25 protein-coding genes, 1 tRNA gene and 1 pseudogene are annotated in these 18,217 nt (G+C 57.9%); 18 read left to right on the plus strand and 9 right to left on the minus strand.

Annotated features, from left to right (window positions below; translation table 11 throughout):
- Nucleotides 1-13 precede the first annotated feature (13 nt).
- The 11 genes from AB4Y85_RS18075 to AB4Y85_RS18125 all read left to right on the plus strand — a co-directional run bounded on the left by AB4Y85_RS18075 (nt 14) and on the right by AB4Y85_RS18125 (nt 7,837).
- Entirely contained in the window at nt 14-457 is a 444-nt protein-coding gene (locus AB4Y85_RS18075) for a hypothetical protein (protein ID WP_441986313.1), read from the plus strand.
- Between the two features lie 34 nt (nt 458-491).
- Nucleotides 492-698, plus strand: coding sequence for a hypothetical protein (locus AB4Y85_RS18080; protein ID WP_441986314.1), 207 nt, complete (start codon nt 492-494; stop codon nt 696-698).
- 210 nt (nt 699-908) lie between these two features.
- Complete coding sequence (locus tag AB4Y85_RS18085) at nt 909-2,138, plus strand: phage portal protein (RefSeq protein WP_441986315.1); 1,230 nt, start codon at nt 909-911, stop codon at nt 2,136-2,138.
- Nucleotides 2,128-2,667, plus strand: coding sequence for an HK97 family phage prohead protease (locus AB4Y85_RS18090; protein ID WP_441986316.1), 540 nt, complete (start codon nt 2,128-2,130; stop codon nt 2,665-2,667). Before AB4Y85_RS18085 ends, AB4Y85_RS18090 begins: the two co-directional genes overlap by 11 nt.
- Before the next feature lie 7 nt (nt 2,668-2,674).
- Nucleotides 2,675-3,829 carry a phage major capsid protein gene (locus AB4Y85_RS18095; protein ID WP_441986317.1) on the plus strand — a complete coding sequence of 385 codons (1,155 nt, stop codon included), beginning with the start codon at nt 2,675-2,677 and terminating at the stop codon, nt 3,827-3,829.
- Nucleotides 3,830-3,887: 58 nt separating this feature from the next.
- Nucleotides 3,888-4,331 (plus strand): hypothetical protein, encoded by a 444-nt coding sequence (locus AB4Y85_RS18100; protein ID WP_441986318.1) that lies wholly within the window; start codon nt 3,888-3,890, stop codon nt 4,329-4,331.
- Nucleotides 4,332-4,402: 71 nt separating this feature from the next.
- Nucleotides 4,403-4,699, plus strand: coding sequence for an HNH endonuclease signature motif containing protein (locus tag AB4Y85_RS18105; RefSeq protein WP_441986319.1), 297 nt, complete (start codon nt 4,403-4,405; stop codon nt 4,697-4,699).
- Nucleotides 4,696-5,277, plus strand: coding sequence for a head-tail connector protein (locus AB4Y85_RS18110; protein ID WP_441986320.1), 582 nt, complete (start codon nt 4,696-4,698; stop codon nt 5,275-5,277). The genes AB4Y85_RS18105 and AB4Y85_RS18110 overlap by 4 nt, the downstream gene beginning before the upstream one ends.
- Nucleotides 5,277-5,687, plus strand: a complete 411-nt coding sequence (locus tag AB4Y85_RS18115; RefSeq protein WP_441986321.1) for a phage terminase small subunit P27 family — start codon at nt 5,277-5,279, stop codon at nt 5,685-5,687. The genes AB4Y85_RS18110 and AB4Y85_RS18115 overlap by 1 nt, the downstream gene beginning before the upstream one ends.
- A complete protein-coding gene (locus tag AB4Y85_RS18120; protein WP_441986322.1) occupies nt 5,656-7,263 on the plus strand; it encodes a terminase large subunit in 1,608 nt (535 codons plus the stop codon). The genes AB4Y85_RS18115 and AB4Y85_RS18120 overlap by 32 nt, the downstream gene beginning before the upstream one ends.
- A gap of 43 nt (nt 7,264-7,306) precedes the next feature.
- Nucleotides 7,307-7,837, plus strand: a complete 531-nt coding sequence (locus AB4Y85_RS18125) for a hypothetical protein (RefSeq protein WP_441986323.1) — start codon at nt 7,307-7,309, stop codon at nt 7,835-7,837.
- A 59-nt stretch (nt 7,838-7,896) separates the two neighbouring features.
- On the opposite strand, the gene AB4Y85_RS18130 is transcribed toward AB4Y85_RS18125, so the two are convergent.
- From AB4Y85_RS18130 to AB4Y85_RS18150, 5 genes are all read right to left on the minus strand, one after another.
- Nucleotides 7,897-8,232 carry a hypothetical protein gene (locus AB4Y85_RS18130; RefSeq protein ID WP_441986324.1) on the minus strand — a complete coding sequence of 112 codons (336 nt, stop codon included), beginning with the start codon at nt 8,230-8,232 and terminating at the stop codon, nt 7,897-7,899.
- Nucleotides 8,219-9,532 (minus strand): AlbA family DNA-binding domain-containing protein, encoded by a 1,314-nt coding sequence (locus AB4Y85_RS18135; RefSeq protein WP_441986325.1) that lies wholly within the window; start codon nt 9,530-9,532, stop codon nt 8,219-8,221. The genes AB4Y85_RS18130 and AB4Y85_RS18135 overlap by 14 nt, the downstream gene beginning before the upstream one ends.
- A 14-nt stretch (nt 9,533-9,546) precedes the next feature.
- Nucleotides 9,547-10,296: a hypothetical protein gene (locus AB4Y85_RS18140; RefSeq protein ID WP_441986326.1), complete on the minus strand. Its 750-nt coding sequence runs from the start codon at nt 10,294-10,296 to the stop codon at nt 9,547-9,549.
- A 3-nt stretch (nt 10,297-10,299) separates the two neighbouring features.
- Complete coding sequence (locus tag AB4Y85_RS18145) at nt 10,300-10,566, minus strand: hypothetical protein (RefSeq protein WP_441986327.1); 267 nt, start codon at nt 10,564-10,566, stop codon at nt 10,300-10,302.
- 625 nt (nt 10,567-11,191) lie between these two features.
- Nucleotides 11,192-11,428, minus strand: a complete 237-nt coding sequence (locus AB4Y85_RS18150; protein WP_441986328.1) for a helix-turn-helix domain-containing protein — start codon at nt 11,426-11,428, stop codon at nt 11,192-11,194.
- Between the two features lie 101 nt (nt 11,429-11,529).
- Between AB4Y85_RS18150 and AB4Y85_RS18155 the strand changes: the two genes are divergently transcribed.
- The 4 genes from AB4Y85_RS18155 (at nt 11,530) to AB4Y85_RS18170 (ending at nt 14,222) form a co-directional block, all read left to right on the plus strand.
- Nucleotides 11,530-11,778 carry a hypothetical protein gene (locus AB4Y85_RS18155; protein WP_441986329.1) on the plus strand — a complete coding sequence of 83 codons (249 nt, stop codon included), beginning with the start codon at nt 11,530-11,532 and terminating at the stop codon, nt 11,776-11,778.
- Between the two features lie 236 nt (nt 11,779-12,014).
- Entirely contained in the window at nt 12,015-12,656 is a 642-nt protein-coding gene (locus AB4Y85_RS18160) for a hypothetical protein (RefSeq protein WP_441986330.1), read from the plus strand.
- The gene (locus tag AB4Y85_RS18165; RefSeq protein WP_441986331.1) at nt 12,656-12,850 is read left to right on the plus strand and encodes a helix-turn-helix domain-containing protein; all 195 of its coding nucleotides are present in this window, start codon (nt 12,656-12,658) and stop codon (nt 12,848-12,850) included. Before AB4Y85_RS18160 ends, AB4Y85_RS18165 begins: the two co-directional genes overlap by 1 nt.
- A gap of 253 nt (nt 12,851-13,103) precedes the next feature.
- Nucleotides 13,104-14,222: a tyrosine-type recombinase/integrase gene (locus AB4Y85_RS18170; RefSeq protein ID WP_441986332.1), complete on the plus strand. Its 1,119-nt coding sequence runs from the start codon at nt 13,104-13,106 to the stop codon at nt 14,220-14,222.
- Nucleotides 14,223-14,228: 6 nt separating this feature from the next.
- On the opposite strand, the gene AB4Y85_RS18175 is transcribed toward AB4Y85_RS18170, so the two are convergent.
- Nucleotides 14,229-14,313 (minus strand) — tRNA-Leu (locus AB4Y85_RS18175).
- A gap of 153 nt (nt 14,314-14,466) precedes the next feature.
- On the opposite strand from AB4Y85_RS18175, the gene AB4Y85_RS18180 reads away from it, so the two are divergent.
- From AB4Y85_RS18180 to AB4Y85_RS18190, 3 genes are read left to right on the plus strand one after another with little or no spacing between them, the layout of a single operon-like run.
- A complete protein-coding gene (locus tag AB4Y85_RS18180) occupies nt 14,467-15,048 on the plus strand; it encodes a YqaA family protein (RefSeq protein WP_441986333.1) in 582 nt (193 codons plus the stop codon).
- Between the two features lie 12 nt (nt 15,049-15,060).
- Nucleotides 15,061-15,567, plus strand: coding sequence for a disulfide bond formation protein B (locus AB4Y85_RS18185; RefSeq protein ID WP_441986334.1), 507 nt, complete (start codon nt 15,061-15,063; stop codon nt 15,565-15,567).
- A gap of 2 nt (nt 15,568-15,569) precedes the next feature.
- On the plus strand, nt 15,570-16,238 hold the full coding sequence (locus AB4Y85_RS18190) for a M15 family metallopeptidase (protein WP_441986335.1): 669 nt from the start codon (nt 15,570-15,572) through the stop codon (nt 16,236-16,238).
- Between the two features lie 88 nt (nt 16,239-16,326).
- On the opposite strand, the gene AB4Y85_RS18195 is transcribed toward AB4Y85_RS18190, so the two are convergent.
- The 3 genes and pseudogenes from AB4Y85_RS18195 to AB4Y85_RS18205 form a co-directional block, all read right to left on the minus strand.
- Nucleotides 16,327-16,896, minus strand: a complete 570-nt coding sequence (locus AB4Y85_RS18195) for an HNH endonuclease (protein WP_441986336.1) — start codon at nt 16,894-16,896, stop codon at nt 16,327-16,329.
- A gap of 179 nt (nt 16,897-17,075) precedes the next feature.
- Nucleotides 17,076-17,957 carry a 3-hydroxybutyryl-CoA dehydrogenase gene (locus AB4Y85_RS18200; protein ID WP_441986337.1) on the minus strand — a complete coding sequence of 294 codons (882 nt, stop codon included), beginning with the start codon at nt 17,955-17,957 and terminating at the stop codon, nt 17,076-17,078.
- Between the two features lie 92 nt (nt 17,958-18,049).
- Nucleotides 18,050-18,217, minus strand: a pseudogene (locus AB4Y85_RS18205) (electron transfer flavoprotein subunit alpha/FixB family protein); the annotation flags it as partial.

Here is an 18,217-nt window from a genome sequence, read left to right on the forward strand (position 1 = left end):
GGAAGGAGAAAAAATGAACACCGTCACCATCACCGGTCTAAATCGTGTCAGCAAGCCGAAGCCGAACAAAGCCGGGTTTACGATCCTGGCCCACTTTGCCTGCCAGGCGAACGGCTTTGCGTTGGAAGGTTGCGCGCTTGTCAGGACTCCTAACAACGGCTTAGTCGCATGGCCGCCTAAGTTGGATCCTGTCGATGGCCCTCGCCGCGCGCTCACGATCACCGACGACTCCTTGCGTCACGCTTTGATGTTGAACGCTCGCGAGGCTTACCGTGCACTTGGCGGGACCGATGCCGAGTGGATCGGCAGCTCAATCCCCATGAGCCCACAAGAGAGCGCTGCGCTTGGTGAACGGCGTGTGCGTGTGAGGCGGCCTCGTCAGGCGAATAATGAACCAGTTGATGAGGCTAGCGGACTGCAACGTTACCTCTCGACGGGCATGACACACAGCGTCTAGACTTAGGCATTCAAGCCTATGAAAGGAATCGCTTATGGCTGAAAGCACGAACATCAGCGGGCCGATTGAAATTAAGGACAGCTCGGCTGAGCGAGTCGCGTTCGAACTGATGAAGTTTATTCGTAACGCTGGTGTAGACAGACAGGACGAGATCCTTGAACTGTATGCACGCTGCTTGATCACTTCGAAGAACCCTTACCTCGGTCTCGAAAAGATCAAGAAAAGTGCCAAAGGCGGCTAGACAGAACCCCGGGGTGATCGTCGACTTTCGGCATTCAACCCCGGACCACCGTCCCCCCTTTCCTTGGAACACACTGGAAATTGAGCAATTCCACAAAGGGGTGTGTCCGCAGTTGTCCGAAGTTGGCCTATGTTGACCGCAGTTCATGAGGCCTAACCCCTTAAGAAGAAAGACTTTCCAGTCCATATTCTTTCCAGATCTGGAGAGAATATGTTCCATTGGCGCCGCAAGAAAGACGATCAGCAGGAAGAGAAGAACTGGACGCTATCCTCGTCGGCTGGTGAACTTCTCGCCCTCTTCGGGGGTGGTCCTGCAACTGCCTCCGGCGTTGCTGTTGGCGGTGAAAGCGCTCTCAAGGTCCCTGCCGTCGCCTGCGCAGTCCGTTCCATCTCGGAAGCAATCGCACAGCTCCCGATCATCACCTACAAACGCGGTGACAACGGTTCCAAAGAACGGGCGACAGATCATCCGGCCTATGGCCTCCTGCATGACGATGCCTCGGATTGGCAGAGCGCCTACGACCTGAAGCTTCAGATCCAGGTGGACGCCCTAATCCAGGGCAACGGTTACGGCTTCGTCAACAAGGTCGGGGGCAAGCCTAGAGAGATTATCCGGCTGAAGCCGGGCACCGTCTCCGTCCAAGATGACGACGGCATTCCGAAATACCTGCTCAACGAGGGCAAGCGCGGTCAGCGCGTCATCCCGCTTGACCAGATCATCCACATTCGTGGCCTCTCTACAGATGGAATCACGGGCAAAAGCGCAGTGCGGCTCGCGGCCGAAGCGATTGGGATTGCGGCGGCGCAAGAGGGTCATGCCGCCCGGCTTTTCGGCTCCGGCGGTCGTCCCAGCGGCGTGCTGAAGGTTCCGGGAAAGCTCTCCAAGGAAACGGTTGGACGCCTGCGCGCATCATGGGAAGCGCAGCATGCGGGTGGTCAGAGCGGTAAGACGGCTGTGCTCGAAGAGGGCATGGAATTCACGGCCATCAGCTTCAATTCCGTCGATATGCAGTTTCTGGAGCTGCGCACCTTCCAGATCCAAGAGATTGCCCGCGCCTTCCGCGTCCCCCCGCACATGCTGATGGAGTTAGGCCGCGCCACATGGTCGAACAGCGAGGAAATGGGCCGCCTCTTCCTCACGTTCACGCTCATGCCATGGATTAAACAGTGGGAAGGCGCGATTCGCCGCGCCGTTTTCAGCAAGGACGAGCGCGCAACCTACTTCGCGGAATACCTGACTGACGATCTGGCTCGCGCCGATCTCAGCAAGCGTGCCGAGTCCTATCAGAAGCTCATTGCAGCCCGCGTGATCAATCCGAACGAGGCGCGCGCAGCTGAGAACCGCCCGCCCTACGACGGCGGCAACGAATTCATCAATCCGAACGTGACGGCCACGCCGGCTGCCGGAAACACGCCTGACGAGGGCACCGATGAAAATTGAAACAGGCTTCACATTCGAACTCGACACGAAAGGCGTCTCTGACGGCGGCGAATTCGAAGGCTACGCGAGCGTCTGGGATCGGATGGATCTGGGTCGGGATGTGGTGCGCAAGGGGGCTTTCATGAAATCCCTGACTGCGCGCCCGGCCGGCAAGGTGAAGATGCTTCGTCAGCACGACACCTCCGACCCTATTGGTGTGTGGCTTGGCCTCTCAGAGGATAGCCGGGGCCTGCACGTCAAGGGCCGCCTGATCCGCGAGACTTCGCGCGGCGCCGAGACCTACGCTCTCATGAAGGAAGGCGCCCTCGACGGCCTCAGCATTGGCTACCGCACGCTGAAGGACTCGTACGACCGTCAGAAGAGCATCCGTTACCTCGAGGAGGTCGACCTTCGGGAAATCTCCATCGTCACTTTCCCCATGCTGCCCGATGCGACCGTGAGCGCGGTCAAAGGCGAGCAAGAAACCGAGCGGGCGAAAGCCATCGTTGCCGCTCTGAACCGCGCCACGGCGGCGCTCCGCTCACTGTGAGGACCACATGAAACACTTTCCTACCCAGGCGCTCGAAACCAAGAGCGCAGTTCTTGAGATCAAAGAAGAAGGCGGCGGCGATGATGTCCCGGCCGCCATCGCAGCCCTGCAGGCCACCTTCGAAGAGAAGATGACCGGGCTTCAGAACGAGGTGAAGGCCGCGAATGAGCGCGCCGATGAACTGGAGTTGAAGGTCAATCGTCCCGGCAACGGCTCCGACAAGGTCGAGAACGAGGCCGAGGTGAAGGCTTTCGAGACGTTCACCCGCAAGGGCCGCGAAGCCCTGTCGGCAGACGAGACCAAGGCTCTCCGCGTCGCCGACGACACCGCAGGCGGCTATCTCGCGCCCGATCAATTCGTGGCCGAGATCCAGCGCGACTTGGTGGAGTTCTCCCCGATCCGGCAGGCCGCGCGCGTGGGTGACACCTCCGCCGGCGCCGTGATCCTCCCCAAGCGCACCGGCCGCATGACGGCAAAGTGGGTTGGCGAGATTGAACAGCGTCCGAAGACCGAGCCGGCCTATGGTCAGATCGAAATCCCGCAGCACGAGATCGCGGCTTATGTCGACGTGTCGAACTGGCTGCTGGAGGATGCTGCCGTGGACATCGCGGCGGAGCTCGCCTTCGATTTCGCGGAAGAGTTCGGTCGCTTGGAAGGCGTGGCCTTCGTCAATGGCGACGGGGTGAAGAAGCCCGTCGGCATCATGGCCGATCCAAATGTGCCTATGGTTTTGAACGGCCATGCCGCGAACCTTTCGCCGGACTCTCTCATCAAGGTCATGTACGACCTCCCGGCCTTTTACCGGAACCGCGGCTCTTGGCTGCTGAACGGCACAAGCATTGCCGCGATCCGGCTGTTGAAGGACTCCAGCGGCAAGTTCCTGTGGCAGGAGAGCCTTGCTGAAGGCCAGCCGCCGACCCTCTTGGGCCGCCCCGTGGTTGAGGCTGTCGACATGGCAGATGTAGAGGCCAATGCCTTCCCGATTGCCTACGGCGATTTCGGCTCTGCCTACCGGATCTATGACCGCGTGGGCCTGTCCATCCTTCGCGACCCGTACAGCGTGCAGACGGAAGGCCTCGTGCGCTTCCACGGCCGCAAGCGCGTCGGCGGCGGGGTGGTTCGCCCCGAGGCTATCCGTAAGTTGAAGATGGCCACGTCCTAAGCCGACCGGATGCCCTTGACCCCGAGGGCATCCCTTTTCCTCTTTCGGAGATCAAACCATGCGTAGTGCTAACTACAACATCGATGCAGTGCCGGGCATTGCTCCAGGCCTGTATTCTGACGATGCGCCAGGCGTAACAGTGGACCGGCTGAGTTACGAGAGCGTGACGTTTCTCATCAACCTCGGCGTCGGTGGTATCTCATTCACCGCTACGAACCGGATTGACTTCATCATGGAGCATTCCGACGACGGTACGACCTGGGAAGCTGTGGACGCGTCAAACGTAACGGGCGTTGAAGGTGTCACCGGCGGCATCATTCATTCCCAGCGCAGCGCGCACCCTAAGCCCGATGTTTATCGGTTCGGCTACATCGATGGCACGAACGGTGAGAAACGCTACGTGCGTGTGCGCGCTGATTTCAACGGCACTCACGGTACAGGCACCCCTTTCTCTGTGACTGCTCTCACAGGCAAGGGACGATACCGTCCGATAACGACCTGATGGCTTTTCGCGCTCCGAAGATTTGCTCTTGTGGCCACAAGGTTCCAGCGGGAACCTTGTGCGCCTGCCAAGTGCGGCGGAAGCGCGAGAACCAGGGCCGCGTCGACGCGGCGCGCGGCAGCGCACGAGAGCGCGGCTACGACAGCAAATGGACGCGAGAGAGCAGGGCCTGGCTCGCCTCTCTCGGCAATCCGGTCTGCGCGTGCGGGTGCGGCAAGCCTGCCGATATGGTCGATCACAAGATAGCTCACAAAGGCGACCAGCGCCTGTTCTGGAGCCGAAACAATTGGCAGCCAATGAACCGCCGCTGCAACAGCCGGAAGAACGTCCTGACTGAGGGCGGCTTCGGGCGAAGGATTCCGACATGAGGCTCACACTCATCACCCCTCCGGCCGCTGAGCCGATTACTCTGGACGATCTCAAACAGCACTTGAGGATCGATCACAACGACGAGGACGATCTCCTCATGAACCTGATCGCGGCGGCAAGGCAAAAGCTGGATGGGCCGAGAGGTCTGTTGGGACGGTGTCTTATCACTCAGGAATGGAAGGCGATCCTAGACGGATTTCCGCCTATGGGTAGATCTTCAGAGATCGTGCTGCCCTTCGCGCCTGTGAGCGCTGTGAGCGCCATCACTTATAGGGATCCGGCCCGAGCAGAGCTAACACTCGCGCCAGATGCATACTTAGTGACAGGTCTGCACGATGACGCGCATGCAACCATTGGCCCTACGCGATGCATGGCTTGGCCCTACGTTGTTTGTCTCCCAGGTAGTGTCACCGTCACATTCAAGGCAGGCTATGGAGAAGCCCCTGAGGACATTCCGGAGCCGATCCGCCAGGCCATCAGAATCCATGCGGCATCCTTGTACGAGAACCGCGAGAGCGCCAGCCTGCCTCCCGGGTGGTTTGATCTGATTTCCGAGTACCGCGTGCAGGCATTCTGATGCGCGGTCGCAAGCCAAATCTCCAGATGATCGAGGGAGGCCTGTCCAAGGTTCCGCGCCCGCCCTCATGGCTGCCTGACGAGGCCAAGGAGGAATGGAAGCGCATCTTGCCGAGTCTGATTAAGCGCAAGGTTCTCACTGATACGGATATGGGCACCGTTGAAGCCTACTGCCTCGCGGCCGGCACCGTTCGACGCTCGCAAGCGACCATCGCCAGTGAAGGCGACACCGTGGATACAAACACAGGCACGAAACGCCATCCAGCCTATCAGACCATGTTCCAAGCTCTGACAGAACAACGCCGCCTCGCAGCGGAGTTGGGTCTTACGCCCGCCTCGCGCATGAAGGCCGGCAAGCCACCCGAGGGAGAAGAGGGCTATGACGACCCTTATTCCAAATTGGGTATTTGACGACACCCCCATCCCTGACCCGCATGGTCGGGCAGCCCGGATGCTTCAGTTCGCGGATATTCTCCGGCACCCAAAGGCGGCAGGACCTGACAAGCGCCCTCTGAAATCACATTGGCAACGCAGGATTATCGAGCGGATTTATGGACCGTCCGACGAGAGCGGTAACCGCCAGGTGAAGACAGTCTTTATTCTCCTGCCCCGCGGCGCGCGGAAGACGACTCTTGCCTCGGTTCTTGCGCTTGGTCACACCATCGGCCCAGAGCAGCGCCCTGGCGGGCAGGTCGTATCTGCGGCCAGCGATCGGACGCAGGCTCGCCTCGCATTCGATGAGGCTTCCGACATGATCCGTGCGGATCCTCGGCTCCAAGATGCCACTCGTATGCGGGATACCAAGAATCGGATCGAGCATAAAAAAAGTCGGAGTAACTACGTCGCCATCTCAGCAGATGGCGACGCTCAGCATGGCAAGACACCGATCTTTATTCTGGCGGACGAGCTGCACGTTTGGCGCGGTTTCAGCCTCTGGACATCGCTGAAGACTGGCGCCTCCAAGACCCCTGGCTCTCTTACTGTCATCATCACTACGGCCGGCGAACGGCCGGAGGGAATATGCTGGGACCTGTTTCAATACGCCCTCCGGTGCCACAATGACCTGACGAAAGATCCTTCGTTCCTGCCGATCTTGTTTCAGGCGGATGCTCGAGCAGATTGGGACGATGAAGAACTCTGGCGCCTGGTGAACCCCGGCCTGGACGAGGGTTTCCCGGATTTGGACGAATTGCGCTCTGAGGCGCGGCTCGCTCGCGAGCTTCCAAAGTTGCGGGAGGGTTTCAAACAGACGCACCTCAATGTGTGGGCGGATGGTAGCGCGGCCGGATGGGTAGAGATGGCCGTCTATGATGAGGCCGCTGATCCCATCGACGGAGATGCATTAGAAGGTAAAGCCTGCTGGCTCGCGGTCGATATGTCGAAGAGCTACGACCTGACGGCCATTTCGGCGGCATTCCCGCACGATGACGGCGGCCATCAGATTTTGACTTATCCCTTCTTGCCTGAGGCAGCTTTCAAGCGCCGGATGCAGGAAGAGCCGGATATTTCATGGCAGCAGTGGCGCGAGGAGGGCTCACTCACCGTGATCCCCGGCGACCTGATCGATGATGCCATCATTGAGGCTAAGATTCGCGAGCTGTGCGACACCCACGACGTGCAGGAAATCGCGTTCGATCCGAAGTTCGCCGCGAAGATCATGGGCAACTTGATGGCAGATGATCTTCCGGCCGTGGAACTGCCTCAGCGGCCCCTCACTATGGGTCCATTCTATAACGAACTTCAGAAGTCCATTATCGCACGCCGTTTCCGACACGGAGGGCATCCTGTTCTGCGGTGGTGTGTGCAGAACGCCGTGCCAATCTATGGCGACACCGGGCTGCCGTACCTGTCGAAGAAGAAGAGCACCAAAGCTATCGACTGTATCGTAGCCGCCGCCATGGCGACCGGACGCGCTGACGCCGGAAACGGCGGACCATCTATCTATGACAACGAAGATGAGCGGCCGTATGGCCTGCTCTTTGTGTAAGGACTTCGAGAGCCATGAGCCCAGAAGGGTTGGAAACTGGCCAATGACCAAACGTATTCTCATTGGCAGTGACGGCACCGGGCGATTCCGCATTCGCGCCTCGGCTGCAGGCCATAACGTCGATAATGCGGCGCTCGATGATCTTCTGTTTGATGCCGACGCAGTGCCGGGCCGCATTATCCGGCAGGGTGCGCGCTATTGCGCCTGGAATGAGTACCAGCAATCCCAACCGCAGGTGCCGGCCGAAACGACGTTCGCGCATAATGTGCCACCGGGACTGTCGTTCATCATCGTCGCTATCGCCAAGGCGCGCTACGTCGACGGTTCTGAGCCAGAGGATTGGCGATATTGGGCCAACGAGGGCAGCCCTGGCCACCTGCGCGTTGTCCTACGCAATTTCGGCAACAGCGATATGAAGGGCCACTATGTCACACCTCATCGCTTCTCGGGCGATGACAGCAATGGATATGTCTACTGGGGCGGGTGGTCGATTGGCTGGAACGGCACCAACATCACCGTCACCAACAACTGTGCGTGCGGCCTCTGGGTGCGCTGGCAGGCACTGGAGCTATGATTGTAACCGCCATCGACCCGCAGAGCTCCTAAGCCTTGATGCCAGGCCTCTCGATAGGGTCACTTTTGGCTCTGGGAAGAGCGCTTCAGCTTCTCTGCTTTCCACGCCTCGGGATTGGAAAAGCCAGCTTTCTTTGCATCTCTGCGGTCCTGTGAATTTTCGAATCCGGCAGCAATCGCTTTTTGTTTCTGGTCCTGAACCGCGACATAGACGCAACAAGCCATCACGGCGCCGGATATAAAAACGAGTTTCCTCCCGCGCGGACTTGAGAGGCCGCCGAAGAAATGGAGGCGCACAGCAACGATGATTGTCGTCGAAACAAAGAAGGCCAGTGCAAATAGTAAGTTCAGCATTGTGCAGCCCAGGGACTCGTGCGCAATGTTATGCTTGGTCAAGCAACTGCTGCCATGGAATGTCGCAGGGAAAATCCCATGCGGTTCCGGCTGCGTTGGAAAGATCCTGCACAACGGCACGGATAAGATCATTGAACTCAAGCCGTGAACCGACTGAGTAGCGAGGCAGCGTAAGAACGCCTGGGCTACCTATGTTCGGCTGCATCATCCTTGCACTAGACTCCCAATCATTCGTCCATTGCAGAAGCGTAGGAGTACCTGAGCGGATCTCTACCTCTAGCCCGAACTCTACCGCATCCCAAGCGAGCCGGGATCGCAAACGATCAATCTGACCAAGCGCACCGACAACGAGACCTATAATCCAGCCGGCATATAGCCGCGAGAAATAATTCTGATTGTCGTTTTGTGACTTCCGCCTTTCATGGGCTAGGCGAAATTCAATTAGGCCATCACTAGCTAATATTCTTGAAACGCCTTCTTGTCCGTCTCGCGGAGATGCTTGGAGTGATCTGAGACGGATTTTAGGATATTCATCAAAGTCTCGAGCAGGATAATCACAGGGATAAGACTGCTCACCAATTTGCACCATAAAGCCACGGCCGCGCCACCAAAGATCCTGCCGCGAAGTAAGTGCGGCAATCGTCTGCGGCGTTGTTGGGATGGCTGTTACCCTCACGATAAATGGAAGAACGTTTCCTTGTTCCGGCAAGGCTTGTAAAGCCTCGTACAGCAACCGAGTGTCTTGTTGGCGATCTTGGAACACCTGGTCAATACGGTCGCCTGTGCGTGCCATATTGAGCGTTAAATCTCGGATCTCGCGAACATCCATCGCTGCTGCCCGTTCTCCGCGTCGAATGTAAAAGTCCTTTGTGGTTTTCAGTCGGTGTGGCGCTGTAGGGGACTTACCAACGCGCATGACGACATAGCCGGCCCCCACGTTATCGTCTGGGATTGCCTTGGCCTCAACGATAGCCAGCCTGGGTTCAATTATGTCTTCGGTTGCGTCTAGGAGGCGGCGAGCTAGTTCCTCGCAGTTTGGTAATGCCTCAAGCCGCTCTGCTCGCCGAGGATGTTCCTGGGTTTCGTGGATACCAAGAACCAATGTACCGCCCTCTGCATTGGCAAAGGCTACCAGCTCTGCAAGGATTTCATCTCTTGCGTAGTTACCAATGCGGTCCCCTTTCTCGATCCAGCGATCAGCCGTCTGAGGCTGGCCCTTTTCTGGCTTGAAGGGAAGAGTCCCTTTGAACTCTAGCTCGTTGGTTTCACGGGCTTCCGCCTGCACCAAGGCTTCTAGATCGCTGAGAAGGACTGCATCGATAGGCTTACGCAGGATGGACATAGAAGCCCCCGTTACTAGACGTCTGTCGCGTGCTGACTCCACAAGCGGCTTTGAACTTCATCTTCAATCAACTTCAGCGTTACGTCACCTTCTTCATCAAGTTTTTCGTGCCAATTACGCTGTCTCGGCCGCACGCCATGTTCTTTGTCGTGTTCATGCTCAAGTAGAGTGTGCCAGAGCAAATCATCCATTTTTGTGAAGCTCGATTTCAGTGGTTCTGGAATGAATATCCCGTTTTTCTTGAGGTAGATATGATAGATCCGCAGCGTTTCCTTTGCATTGTGTAACTTATGCCAGTATATAGCTTCCCGATAATACTTAGTTTTGTCTTTTGCTTCGCGAAGCTCAGCCTTCTGCCACTCCATCAGATCGTTATCTTTTAAAAATTCTTCCAAGTGTGGAGAGCTCATCCGGTTAACATCGTGTGAACTTTGCAGAGGCGAGGTAAAGGCCACAATTGTTGCATGTGCGTCCGCGAGCTTTGCCCACACCTCAGGAAGAATCTCAAACTCTCGTTGATGTAGCTTTGTGGTGCGATCCATCAGCGTGTTGATTTTGAGCTTCAGGCGCTCAAGCTCCTGCTGCTGGACGTGCCTGTAAGTGGCAAGACGCTCCTCGAACTTGGCGTTCAGCCACTTCTCACCGAGAAACCGGAAAAACAGGAAAGCTACGGCGGCAGCTCCGCCGCTGACGGCAATAACAGAGCCGAAGGCAGCCATCGCGCTAGACCACATCTCCCAAAGCATTTCGATAGAGGCTGGCACTAATTAGTCCTCGATATCTTCCAGGAAAATCTTTGCCCACCGATGGACCATAAAGCTCAGAACCATGCAGCCGATGACCCAGAATGCGAGGAGACTAGCTGAATTGATGGTCACTCGATGCAGGAACGGCACCTTATCCTCGGCCATGGTATAGGCGACATAAGGCGCGATCAAACCGGCGACCATGATGGCAACAGCTAGGTTGTTGATGTAGGCCGCCCTAAGCTTCCGGATCTCGTTTCGGGCAGCCTTGCCAGGCTCTACGCTCACTTTAGGTGTCCTTGACGCTTCTTGATCTCCTACCTTTCCAGGCACTCGGATCCTCCGGCAGCTCTGGTACCCGCAACCGATTCCCGGCGGTCAGGTCCCCGTGCTTCACCTCGTAATATTTCCTCACACCGGGAGCATATCGGCCTCCATGAGCCTCATCGAACCGCGGGAAACCCGGCATTCGCTCGAGGATCTTTACGGTGATGCTGGCCCAATGCTTCGCCTTCGCAGGGCCCACGACTGCGTTCCCGATATCGAGATCGGATGCGAAGATTGGCAGATCATTGAAGGTCAGCTGGCGCACTACCTATCTGCCTTCATGTTCTGCAGCTTTATCATTAGAGCTTCCTTCGGACTTATCTGCCCCGGTGGGGTAGTTGTCATTCTAGATCGGTCGGGTGACTGAGGCTGCACACGGCAAAGCTCGCGCATGGTCTCGATATTTCGGAGCGTCGTGTAATCTTTGCTGGCTACACGTTCGATCACGAGTCGCCCCTTAGCACATTCTTTCCGCAGTCCCGAGGCTGTCATTGAGCCATCTGGGTATGCGATAGCTGCGGCGACGGCGAGGCGTAGAGGGGTATCGGGACCAACATCATCGCGCTTCGGAATCATTATAGGCTTTTTACTCACCGTCGGTGACCTTCCTAAGCCGCACACCGGCGCCGCCGCCGTTCTCAGGGATGAACTCGACGCCGGCGGCTTCCAAGGCGGCTCTGACAGCTTCTATCGTACGCCCCTTTAGGTCCTCTCCGGCCTCGAGCCGTGTAACGGTGTTGGTCGAAACCTGCGCTCGCTCAGCCAATTCTCGAACCCCAAGTCCGAGTCCTGCCCTAGCCATTTTGCACTGCTGTGGCGTCATTTCGCTACCTCGTTATAAATTCGCTTGCATGTAGCGATTTATATGCTAACTATTAATACATCGTAGCGATTTCGCCACATTCAATCAAGGAGCAACGCGCCATGAACATGGACCGCGAACAGAAGAACTCAACCCTAGCCACAGCTTTCCTCGATATGGAGGACGAGATCCTGCAGCTGCGAAGCCTAGCCTGCACCATCACCTTGCTGGTTGAGGAGGCGGCTAAGAGAATCGAGACCCGAGACGCGTTTACCGACGGTTTGGTCAGTTCGCTGATTGGGCAGTCCATCGACATGAGCCACAAAGCCTGCGGCATGTACGTGGGCTATCATGAGAAGCTGGAAGGCTAGTGTGAGATTGGGCTCTGTAGCTAATCCTAGCCTCGGTGCTTTCCGTGTCGCCATTAGTCTATCCAGATAGAGAACGCGGCCGAGGTCCTGTCTGGAAAACAAACCCCACCGCAACCATCGAAGCGCTACCAACTGCTTTTAGGCAGCCGAGTCTGCCTAAAAGCAGTCGTCATATAAATTTGCATTTGCAAATCCAAATTCTAAATGTATATTGGGATTCAAATTGGAGAACGCAAATGAAACAAGCCGATTCCCTTCTTTCGGCTGCAAAGCAAGTTGCAGAATTCGCTGGGCTATCGTGGTCCGAAGTGCAGCCATACTATCGGGACCTTCAGCAGGAGCCCGCTTATAGCCCTGCCGGAGAACAAATTAGCCCGAGCAATTGGCTACCAAAGAGCCAAGGGCGCAATGTTTGGGCGGCTCACCCGAATTACATTTCTCGACTTCTCTTGGCGCTTGCAGGCACCTCGCAGCCAAGTGAGGCGCGTGCGGCTGTGGAGTGGACGCGCGATCTGACGCCGGAGGGGAGGGCCCTTTATATAACGGAGCTTCCTGCCGCAGGTGTCCCGGCCCCGATTGAAGCCGAACTCTTCCGCTACTTGGTCGATCCAAAAACGGCTGACGACTTGATCCATATCGAGGTTCAGCGGGATACTCAGCGAGTGATTATCGTCACAAAGTCCGCTGCGGAACCGATTGTTTACCGCTCTGCCGGATCTGATGCGGATGTTCTCCCGAAGCTCTCCAGGCTGATTTACACCCGCGGTGTCATCGACGGCGAGGTTTTTAGGAAACTTGCCAGCAGCGTAAAATGGAGAGCCTACGATGAAGGTCCATTGAAGAAAGTTCAGCAAGGTCAGGTAGGCGAGGACGATTGATGGACAACGATCGCCTTGTTCGATCTGCCAGAGTCATCGCCAAGGCCCTTGGAGTTTCGGAGCGCACCGTACGACGCTGGAACGCCAAAGGGATAATCCAAGCCCGCAAGATCAATGGGCTCACCTCGCCACTCACCGCGAGGAAATCCGACATCGACCGCCTGAAACGTCAGTTCGAGAACAGTCAGGAGTGACCATGCCACGTCAAGACGCACTCCCGCCGAACCTCGCACCTTTCGGGATCACCCGAGAGGCTGCGGCGGCGTGTGTGTGTGTCTCTCCCACTAAGTTCGATGAAATGGTTCAGGACGGGCGCATGCCGCCTGCGAAGGTCATCGATAGCCGTAAAGTGTGGGACGTAGATGAGGTGCGAGCCTGTTTCAAGGCGCTGCCAGGCGAAGCGCCGCGCTGTGCGGCACGTCGGGAGATCGTGATATGACTCCCCACATGGTCATGCGCAAATTCAAATACGTCGTCTCGGATCTCGACCGCCACGGCAATGTTCGCTGGTATTTCCGGCGCCCTGGGCAGAAGAAAATCCGCCTGCCGAAACACTTCAATTCGGTTGAGTTTCTGGCAGCCTATCAGGCGGCTCTTGCCGGCGAGCCCGCTAAGCAGGGGCGGAAGGCGTATGTCCGGGCTTCTAGGGGCACGCTACGCTGGCTGTGCATCGAATATTTCCAGTCCGCTGCTTACAAGCAACTCGCCCCTCGCACTCAACGAGTAAGGCGGCGAATCCTCGAAGGCGTATGCGAGAGCGCTGGCAACGAGATCATCAAGGATATTACCCGCACGGTGATTCTCAAGGGACGCGACCGGCGAGCCAAAACGCCGGAGGCAGCGAACGACTTCGTCAAGGCCATGCGCCACCTCTTTAAGTATGCTCTGGAGTTCGAGATCGTGGAATACGATCCGACGATGGGTGTGGCGAAGCTCTCCAGCAAGACGGAAGGGCTTCACGCTTGGACAGTCGAAGAGGTCCGCAAGTTCGAGGAAAAGCACCCGCTCGGGACCAAGGCACGGCTTGCCTTGGCCTTGCTGCTCTTCACCGGCCAGCGGCGCGGCGATGTGGTACGCATGGGCCGTCAGCATGTCCGTGACGGGTTGCTGACGCTGCGTCAGGAGAAAACCGGCGCGGCTCTGACCTTGCCCGTGCTGCCGGAGCTCCAAGAGGTTTTGGACGCCGGGCCGCTCGGCAACATGACCTTCCTCGTGACCGAATTTGGCAAGCCCTTCACATCGAACGGATTCGGCAACCGCTTCCGCAAGTGGTGTGACGATGCTGGCCTGCCTCAATGCTCGGCTCATGGGCTGCGCAAGGCGGGTGCAACCATCGCAGCGAACAACGGTGCAACGAACCATCAACTCATGGCGATTTTCGGCTGGTCCTCGATCAAAATGGCCGAACTCTACACGCGCAATGCCGATCAAAAGCGGCTTGCGATGGATGCCATGTCGAAGCTTGTTCCGGGACAGGACCGGAACAAAAGTGTCCCACTTTCACCCCCGGTTTCGGAAGGTGGGACAAAAACAGACAAAAAGATAAGGAAAATCAATGCCAAATAAAAGCATTGGTGCCCCTGGCCGGGATCGAACCAGCACTCCTTGCGGAACTCGATTTTGAGTCGAGCGCGTCTACCAATTCCGCCACAGGGGCAAGGACCTGCGGAGTAACATGAGGAATCCGGCACGGTCAATCAGAGACATGTGAAGCCAGACTATTACGCTTCCTCTCGCAATTTCGTGCGGCTTGTGCTCAAAGAAGCGGGCCTCAACGGCTTTGTTCCGATTGCAATCTTTCCGAGATCCCATGCTGAGACGCCTTTACGACTGGACCCTTTCCCTTGCGGGCCGTCCTTCCGCTCCTTATGCGCTGGCGCTGGTCTCTTTCGCGGAAAGCTCGTTCTTCCCGGTTCCTCCGGATGTGATGCTCGTGCCCATGATGCTGGCGCGGCCGGACAAGGCTTGGTCCTATGCCCTGATCTGCACCATCGCGTCGGTCATAGGGGGCATCTTTGGCTACGTGATCGGCCTGGCGCTCTATGATTCCATCGGGGCCTGGCTGTTCCAACTCTACGGCCTCACGGAGGGCGCGGATACCTTCCGGCATGCCTATGCGGAATACGGACACTGGGTCATCCTGCTCAAGGGCCTGACCCCCATTCCCTACAAGCTCGTGACCATCACCTCGGGCTTCGCGGGTTATCACCTGGGTTGGTTCATCCTGCTCTCTGCCATAACCCGTGGCGCACGCTTCTTTCTCGTGGCGCTGCTGATGAGCAAGTTCGGGCCGCGCATCAAGTCGATCATCGACAACAATTTCAATCTGGTGGCGGCTGGGGCTATCATCGCCATCGTCGGCGGCTTCGTAGCCTTCAAGTTTATGTTCTAAGAGGAGCATGGGATGCGCCTCAGCCTCTCCCTCCGCCAAGCTGCCCTGGCTGTCGCGCTTGCTGCTGCGGCGACAGTCGGCGGCGCGCTCGTCTTCGAGCATGTGTTCGGCTACGTGCCCTGCAAGCTCTGCCTGATCCAGCGTAATCCCTATTACATCGCCATTCCGCTCGGGATCGTCGCAGCCCTCCTGCCGCCACGCTGGGGCAGGATGGGGCTGTGGCTTCTAACACTGGTCTTCATCGTCAGCGCGGGCCTGGGCGCCTATCATTCGGGTGTGGAATGGGGCTTCTTCGCCGGACCCAGCGATTGCGGCGGCGGGACAGGAGCTGGCGCCGGAAATGTGGGCGATTTCCTGAACCAGCTTCAGACCACGCGTGTCGTCAGCTGCACGGAAGCCGCATGGCGCTTCCTGGGCCTGTCCCTGGCAGGCTGGAATGTGCTGATCTCGCTGGCGTTGGCAGCTTTCGCGGCCATGACTGCGTCAGGCAAAGGCTTTGGCAAAGGCTTTGGAAGGTGACGATGAAGCGCGGCCGTGTGAACGGTTCGCGGGGAGCAGACGATAGTCCTATCCGGCTCTTCGCCTGGGCCGTGACGCGGCTTCGACATTTATTCCGTCTCGGGGTGTTTATCGCCGCGCTGCTTTGCGTGGGCGTAAATGCAGTCGCCCAGCATAACGGTTATGCTGGCCAGAGAGCGGCCACAGGCCATTCTTATCAATCGATTTACGGACCTAACGGCATCTATGCCAAGATCCCTGAGCGGGACGACTACGGGCGCGATCAACTTGCGATGTTCCGGACCTGGAACCCGGACCCAATGGGAAACCATGAGGCCAATCTCCGAACCCTCCACCCGTTGCTTTCCCGAGTGGTGCGAAAGGCACAGACCGATAATCCAGGTCTGGTCTTCGTGATCGGCTCGGGTTTGCGCGATGGCAGCCTGCAACGCAAGGCAATTACCTGGGGATGGTCGAGAACCAAGGGCGGCCCGCACATGCTCGGCCTCGCAGTCGACTTGTGGCCGCTCGACGCGCAGGGCCATGTTGTCTTTGATCTATCAGGTCAGAACCGGATTGCAGCCGCAATGAAGCAGGCCGCCAGGGAGCTCGGAGTGCCAATCCTCTGGGGCGGTTATTTTCAAGGCTTCAAGGACACGGATCGCTCGCATTTCGAACTTAGGCGTCCATAACGGAGGCTAGCAATATCGCCGCACGTGCGAGCGGATTGCGTGTCATGACATGCCTCTATGGCATGCGCACAATGGATGCCGAGAAGCCTTACGGCTCCAGCTCGCTGTCCCAGTAGAGATAATCCATCCAGCTCTCGTGCAGGTAATTGGGCGGGAAGAGCCGGCCGTTGGAATGCAAATCGTGGACCGTGGGAGCGAAGGGATGCTGGCGGGGGAACATCTCCACCTCGCGGGGCATCTTGTCGCCCTTTCTCAGATTGCAGGGAGCGCAGGCGGCGACGACGTTTTCCCAGGTGGTCTGGCCGCCCTTGGAGCGGGGAACGACGTGGTCGAAGGTCAAGTCCTCGCGGGTGCCGCAATATTGGCAGCTGAAACGGTCGCGCAGGAAGACGTTGAAGCGGGTGAAGGCTGGGTGCCGAGACGGCTGGACGTAAGTCTTGAGGGAAATCACCGAGGGTAGGCGGACTTCGAAGCTCGGACTTCGCACGACCTTGTCGTATTCGGAGACGATGTTGACCCGGTCGAGGAAAACCGCCTTGATCGCATCCTGCCAACACCAGATGGACAAGGGATAGTAACTCAAAGGCCTGTAATCGGCATTGAGGACAAGGGCCGGACAGGCCTCAGGTCTTACAACAGGTTGGACGTGTATCGTCACTTCACCTCCTCGTAGGAGAAGAGTTAGCCCCGTCCGATTAGACTATAGGCATTGTGACGCTGTTGTGAAGTTGGCGGGCGCGGTGTTTGTGACGCACCCACCGGTAATTTGCAGCCAAGTTGATTGACTTAACGGCAGACTGGAATGGTGCCTCGTGTGGGCTGACCCGGCGGGCCGCGCTAGCGGGTCGGAACCGGGTGTTCGCCGCGATAATCGTAGAAGCCGCGCTTGGTCTTGCGGCCAAGCCAGCCGGCCTCAACATATTTCACCAGCAGCGGGCAGGGGCGGTACTTGGAATCGGCCAGTCCCTCATAGAGTACCTGCATGATGGATAGGCAGGTATCGAGGCCGATGAAATCCGCGAGCTGAAGCGGGCCCATGGGATGATTCGCACCGAGCCGCATGGCCGTATCGATGGCCTCGACCGAGCCCACGCCCTCGTAGAGCGTATAGATCGCCTCGTTGATCATAGGCAGCAGGATGCGGTTGACGATGAAGGCCGGGAAATCCTCCGAGACCGTGGAGGTCTTGCCGAGCTTGGCGATGAATTCCTTGGCGGATTCGTAAGTGGGATCGTCTGTCGCTATGCCGCGGATCAGCTCGACGAGCTGCATCAGCGGCACCGGGTTCATGAAGTGAATGCCGATGAACTTTTCCGGGCGGTCGGTCGCGGCGGCAAGCCGCGTGATGGAGATCGACGAGGTATTGGTGGCAACCATCGCGTCGGAGCGCAGCGAGGGGCAGAGATTGGTGAAGATCTTGCGCTTCACCTCCTCGTTCTCGGTCGCGGCCTCGATCACGAGATCGCACGTGGACAGGTCATCGTAGGTGCGCGCCGGCTTGATGCGGTCGAGAGCGCCCTGGCGGTCTGCATCGGAGATGGCGCCCTTCGAGAGCTGGCGGGCCATGTTGCCGTTGATGGTGGCGAGGCCCGCGTTGATGCGATCCTCCGAGAGATCGTGAAGCCTGACGTTGAGGCCTCCGAGCGAGCACACATGAGCAATTCCGCTGCCCATTTGTCCCGCGCCGATCACGCCAACGGTTTTGATCTCAATGCCCATCTGTGTTTGCCGCCTACATCCATGCTCGAAGCATCCGGGCAGGCCATCCCGCCCGGATTATGTTCATTCCCTTATTCCTGACCTCATTGGGCCTATTTGGTCAACTCATCTTTGAGCTGAGGGAGGATTGTGAAGAGATCGCCGACGAGGCCGTAATCGGCGACCTGGAAGATCGGGGCCTCCTCGTCCTTGTTGATCGCCACGATCACCTTGGAATCCTTCATCCCGGCCAGATGCTGGATCGCGCCCGAGATCCCCAC

Origin of the sequence: Microvirga sp. 2YAF29, from assembly GCF_052114605.1 — a bacterium.
In the GTDB taxonomy this organism is placed as follows: Bacteria; Pseudomonadota; Alphaproteobacteria; order Rhizobiales; family Beijerinckiaceae; genus Microvirga.

Bases quoted from the DNA above. Each gene is read 5' to 3' on its own strand.
- AB4Y85_RS18075 (WP_441986313.1), top strand. From the start codon at position 14: ATGAACACCGTCACCATCACCGGTCTAAATCGTGTCAGCAAGCCGAAG.
- AB4Y85_RS18080 (WP_441986314.1), top strand. From the start codon at position 492: ATGGCTGAAAGCACGAACATCAGCGGGCCGATTGAAATTAAGGACAGC.
- AB4Y85_RS18085 (WP_441986315.1), top strand. From the start codon at position 909: ATGTTCCATTGGCGCCGCAAGAAAGACGATCAGCAGGAAGAGAAGAAC.
- AB4Y85_RS18090 (WP_441986316.1), top strand. From the start codon at position 2,128: ATGAAAATTGAAACAGGCTTCACATTCGAACTCGACACGAAAGGCGTC.
- AB4Y85_RS18095 (WP_441986317.1), top strand. From the start codon at position 2,675: ATGAAACACTTTCCTACCCAGGCGCTCGAAACCAAGAGCGCAGTTCTT.
- AB4Y85_RS18100 (WP_441986318.1), top strand. From the start codon at position 3,888: ATGCGTAGTGCTAACTACAACATCGATGCAGTGCCGGGCATTGCTCCA.
- AB4Y85_RS18110 (WP_441986320.1), top strand. From the start codon at position 4,696: ATGAGGCTCACACTCATCACCCCTCCGGCCGCTGAGCCGATTACTCTG.
- AB4Y85_RS18115 (WP_441986321.1), top strand. From the start codon at position 5,277: ATGCGCGGTCGCAAGCCAAATCTCCAGATGATCGAGGGAGGCCTGTCC.
- AB4Y85_RS18120 (WP_441986322.1), top strand. From the start codon at position 5,656: ATGACGACCCTTATTCCAAATTGGGTATTTGACGACACCCCCATCCCT.
- AB4Y85_RS18125 (WP_441986323.1), top strand. From the start codon at position 7,307: ATGACCAAACGTATTCTCATTGGCAGTGACGGCACCGGGCGATTCCGC.
- AB4Y85_RS18135 (WP_441986325.1), bottom strand. From the start codon at position 9,532: ATGTCCATCCTGCGTAAGCCTATCGATGCAGTCCTTCTCAGCGATCTA.
- AB4Y85_RS18150 (WP_441986328.1), bottom strand. From the start codon at position 11,428: ATGACGCCACAGCAGTGCAAAATGGCTAGGGCAGGACTCGGACTTGGG.
- AB4Y85_RS18155 (WP_441986329.1), top strand. From the start codon at position 11,530: ATGAACATGGACCGCGAACAGAAGAACTCAACCCTAGCCACAGCTTTC.
- AB4Y85_RS18160 (WP_441986330.1), top strand. From the start codon at position 12,015: ATGAAACAAGCCGATTCCCTTCTTTCGGCTGCAAAGCAAGTTGCAGAA.
- AB4Y85_RS18165 (WP_441986331.1), top strand. From the start codon at position 12,656: ATGGACAACGATCGCCTTGTTCGATCTGCCAGAGTCATCGCCAAGGCC.
- AB4Y85_RS18170 (WP_441986332.1), top strand. From the start codon at position 13,104: ATGGTCATGCGCAAATTCAAATACGTCGTCTCGGATCTCGACCGCCAC.
- AB4Y85_RS18180 (WP_441986333.1), top strand. From the start codon at position 14,467: ATGCTGAGACGCCTTTACGACTGGACCCTTTCCCTTGCGGGCCGTCCT.
- AB4Y85_RS18185 (WP_441986334.1), top strand. From the start codon at position 15,061: ATGCGCCTCAGCCTCTCCCTCCGCCAAGCTGCCCTGGCTGTCGCGCTT.
- AB4Y85_RS18190 (WP_441986335.1), top strand. From the start codon at position 15,570: ATGAAGCGCGGCCGTGTGAACGGTTCGCGGGGAGCAGACGATAGTCCT.
- AB4Y85_RS18200 (WP_441986337.1), bottom strand. From the start codon at position 17,957: ATGGGCATTGAGATCAAAACCGTTGGCGTGATCGGCGCGGGACAAATG.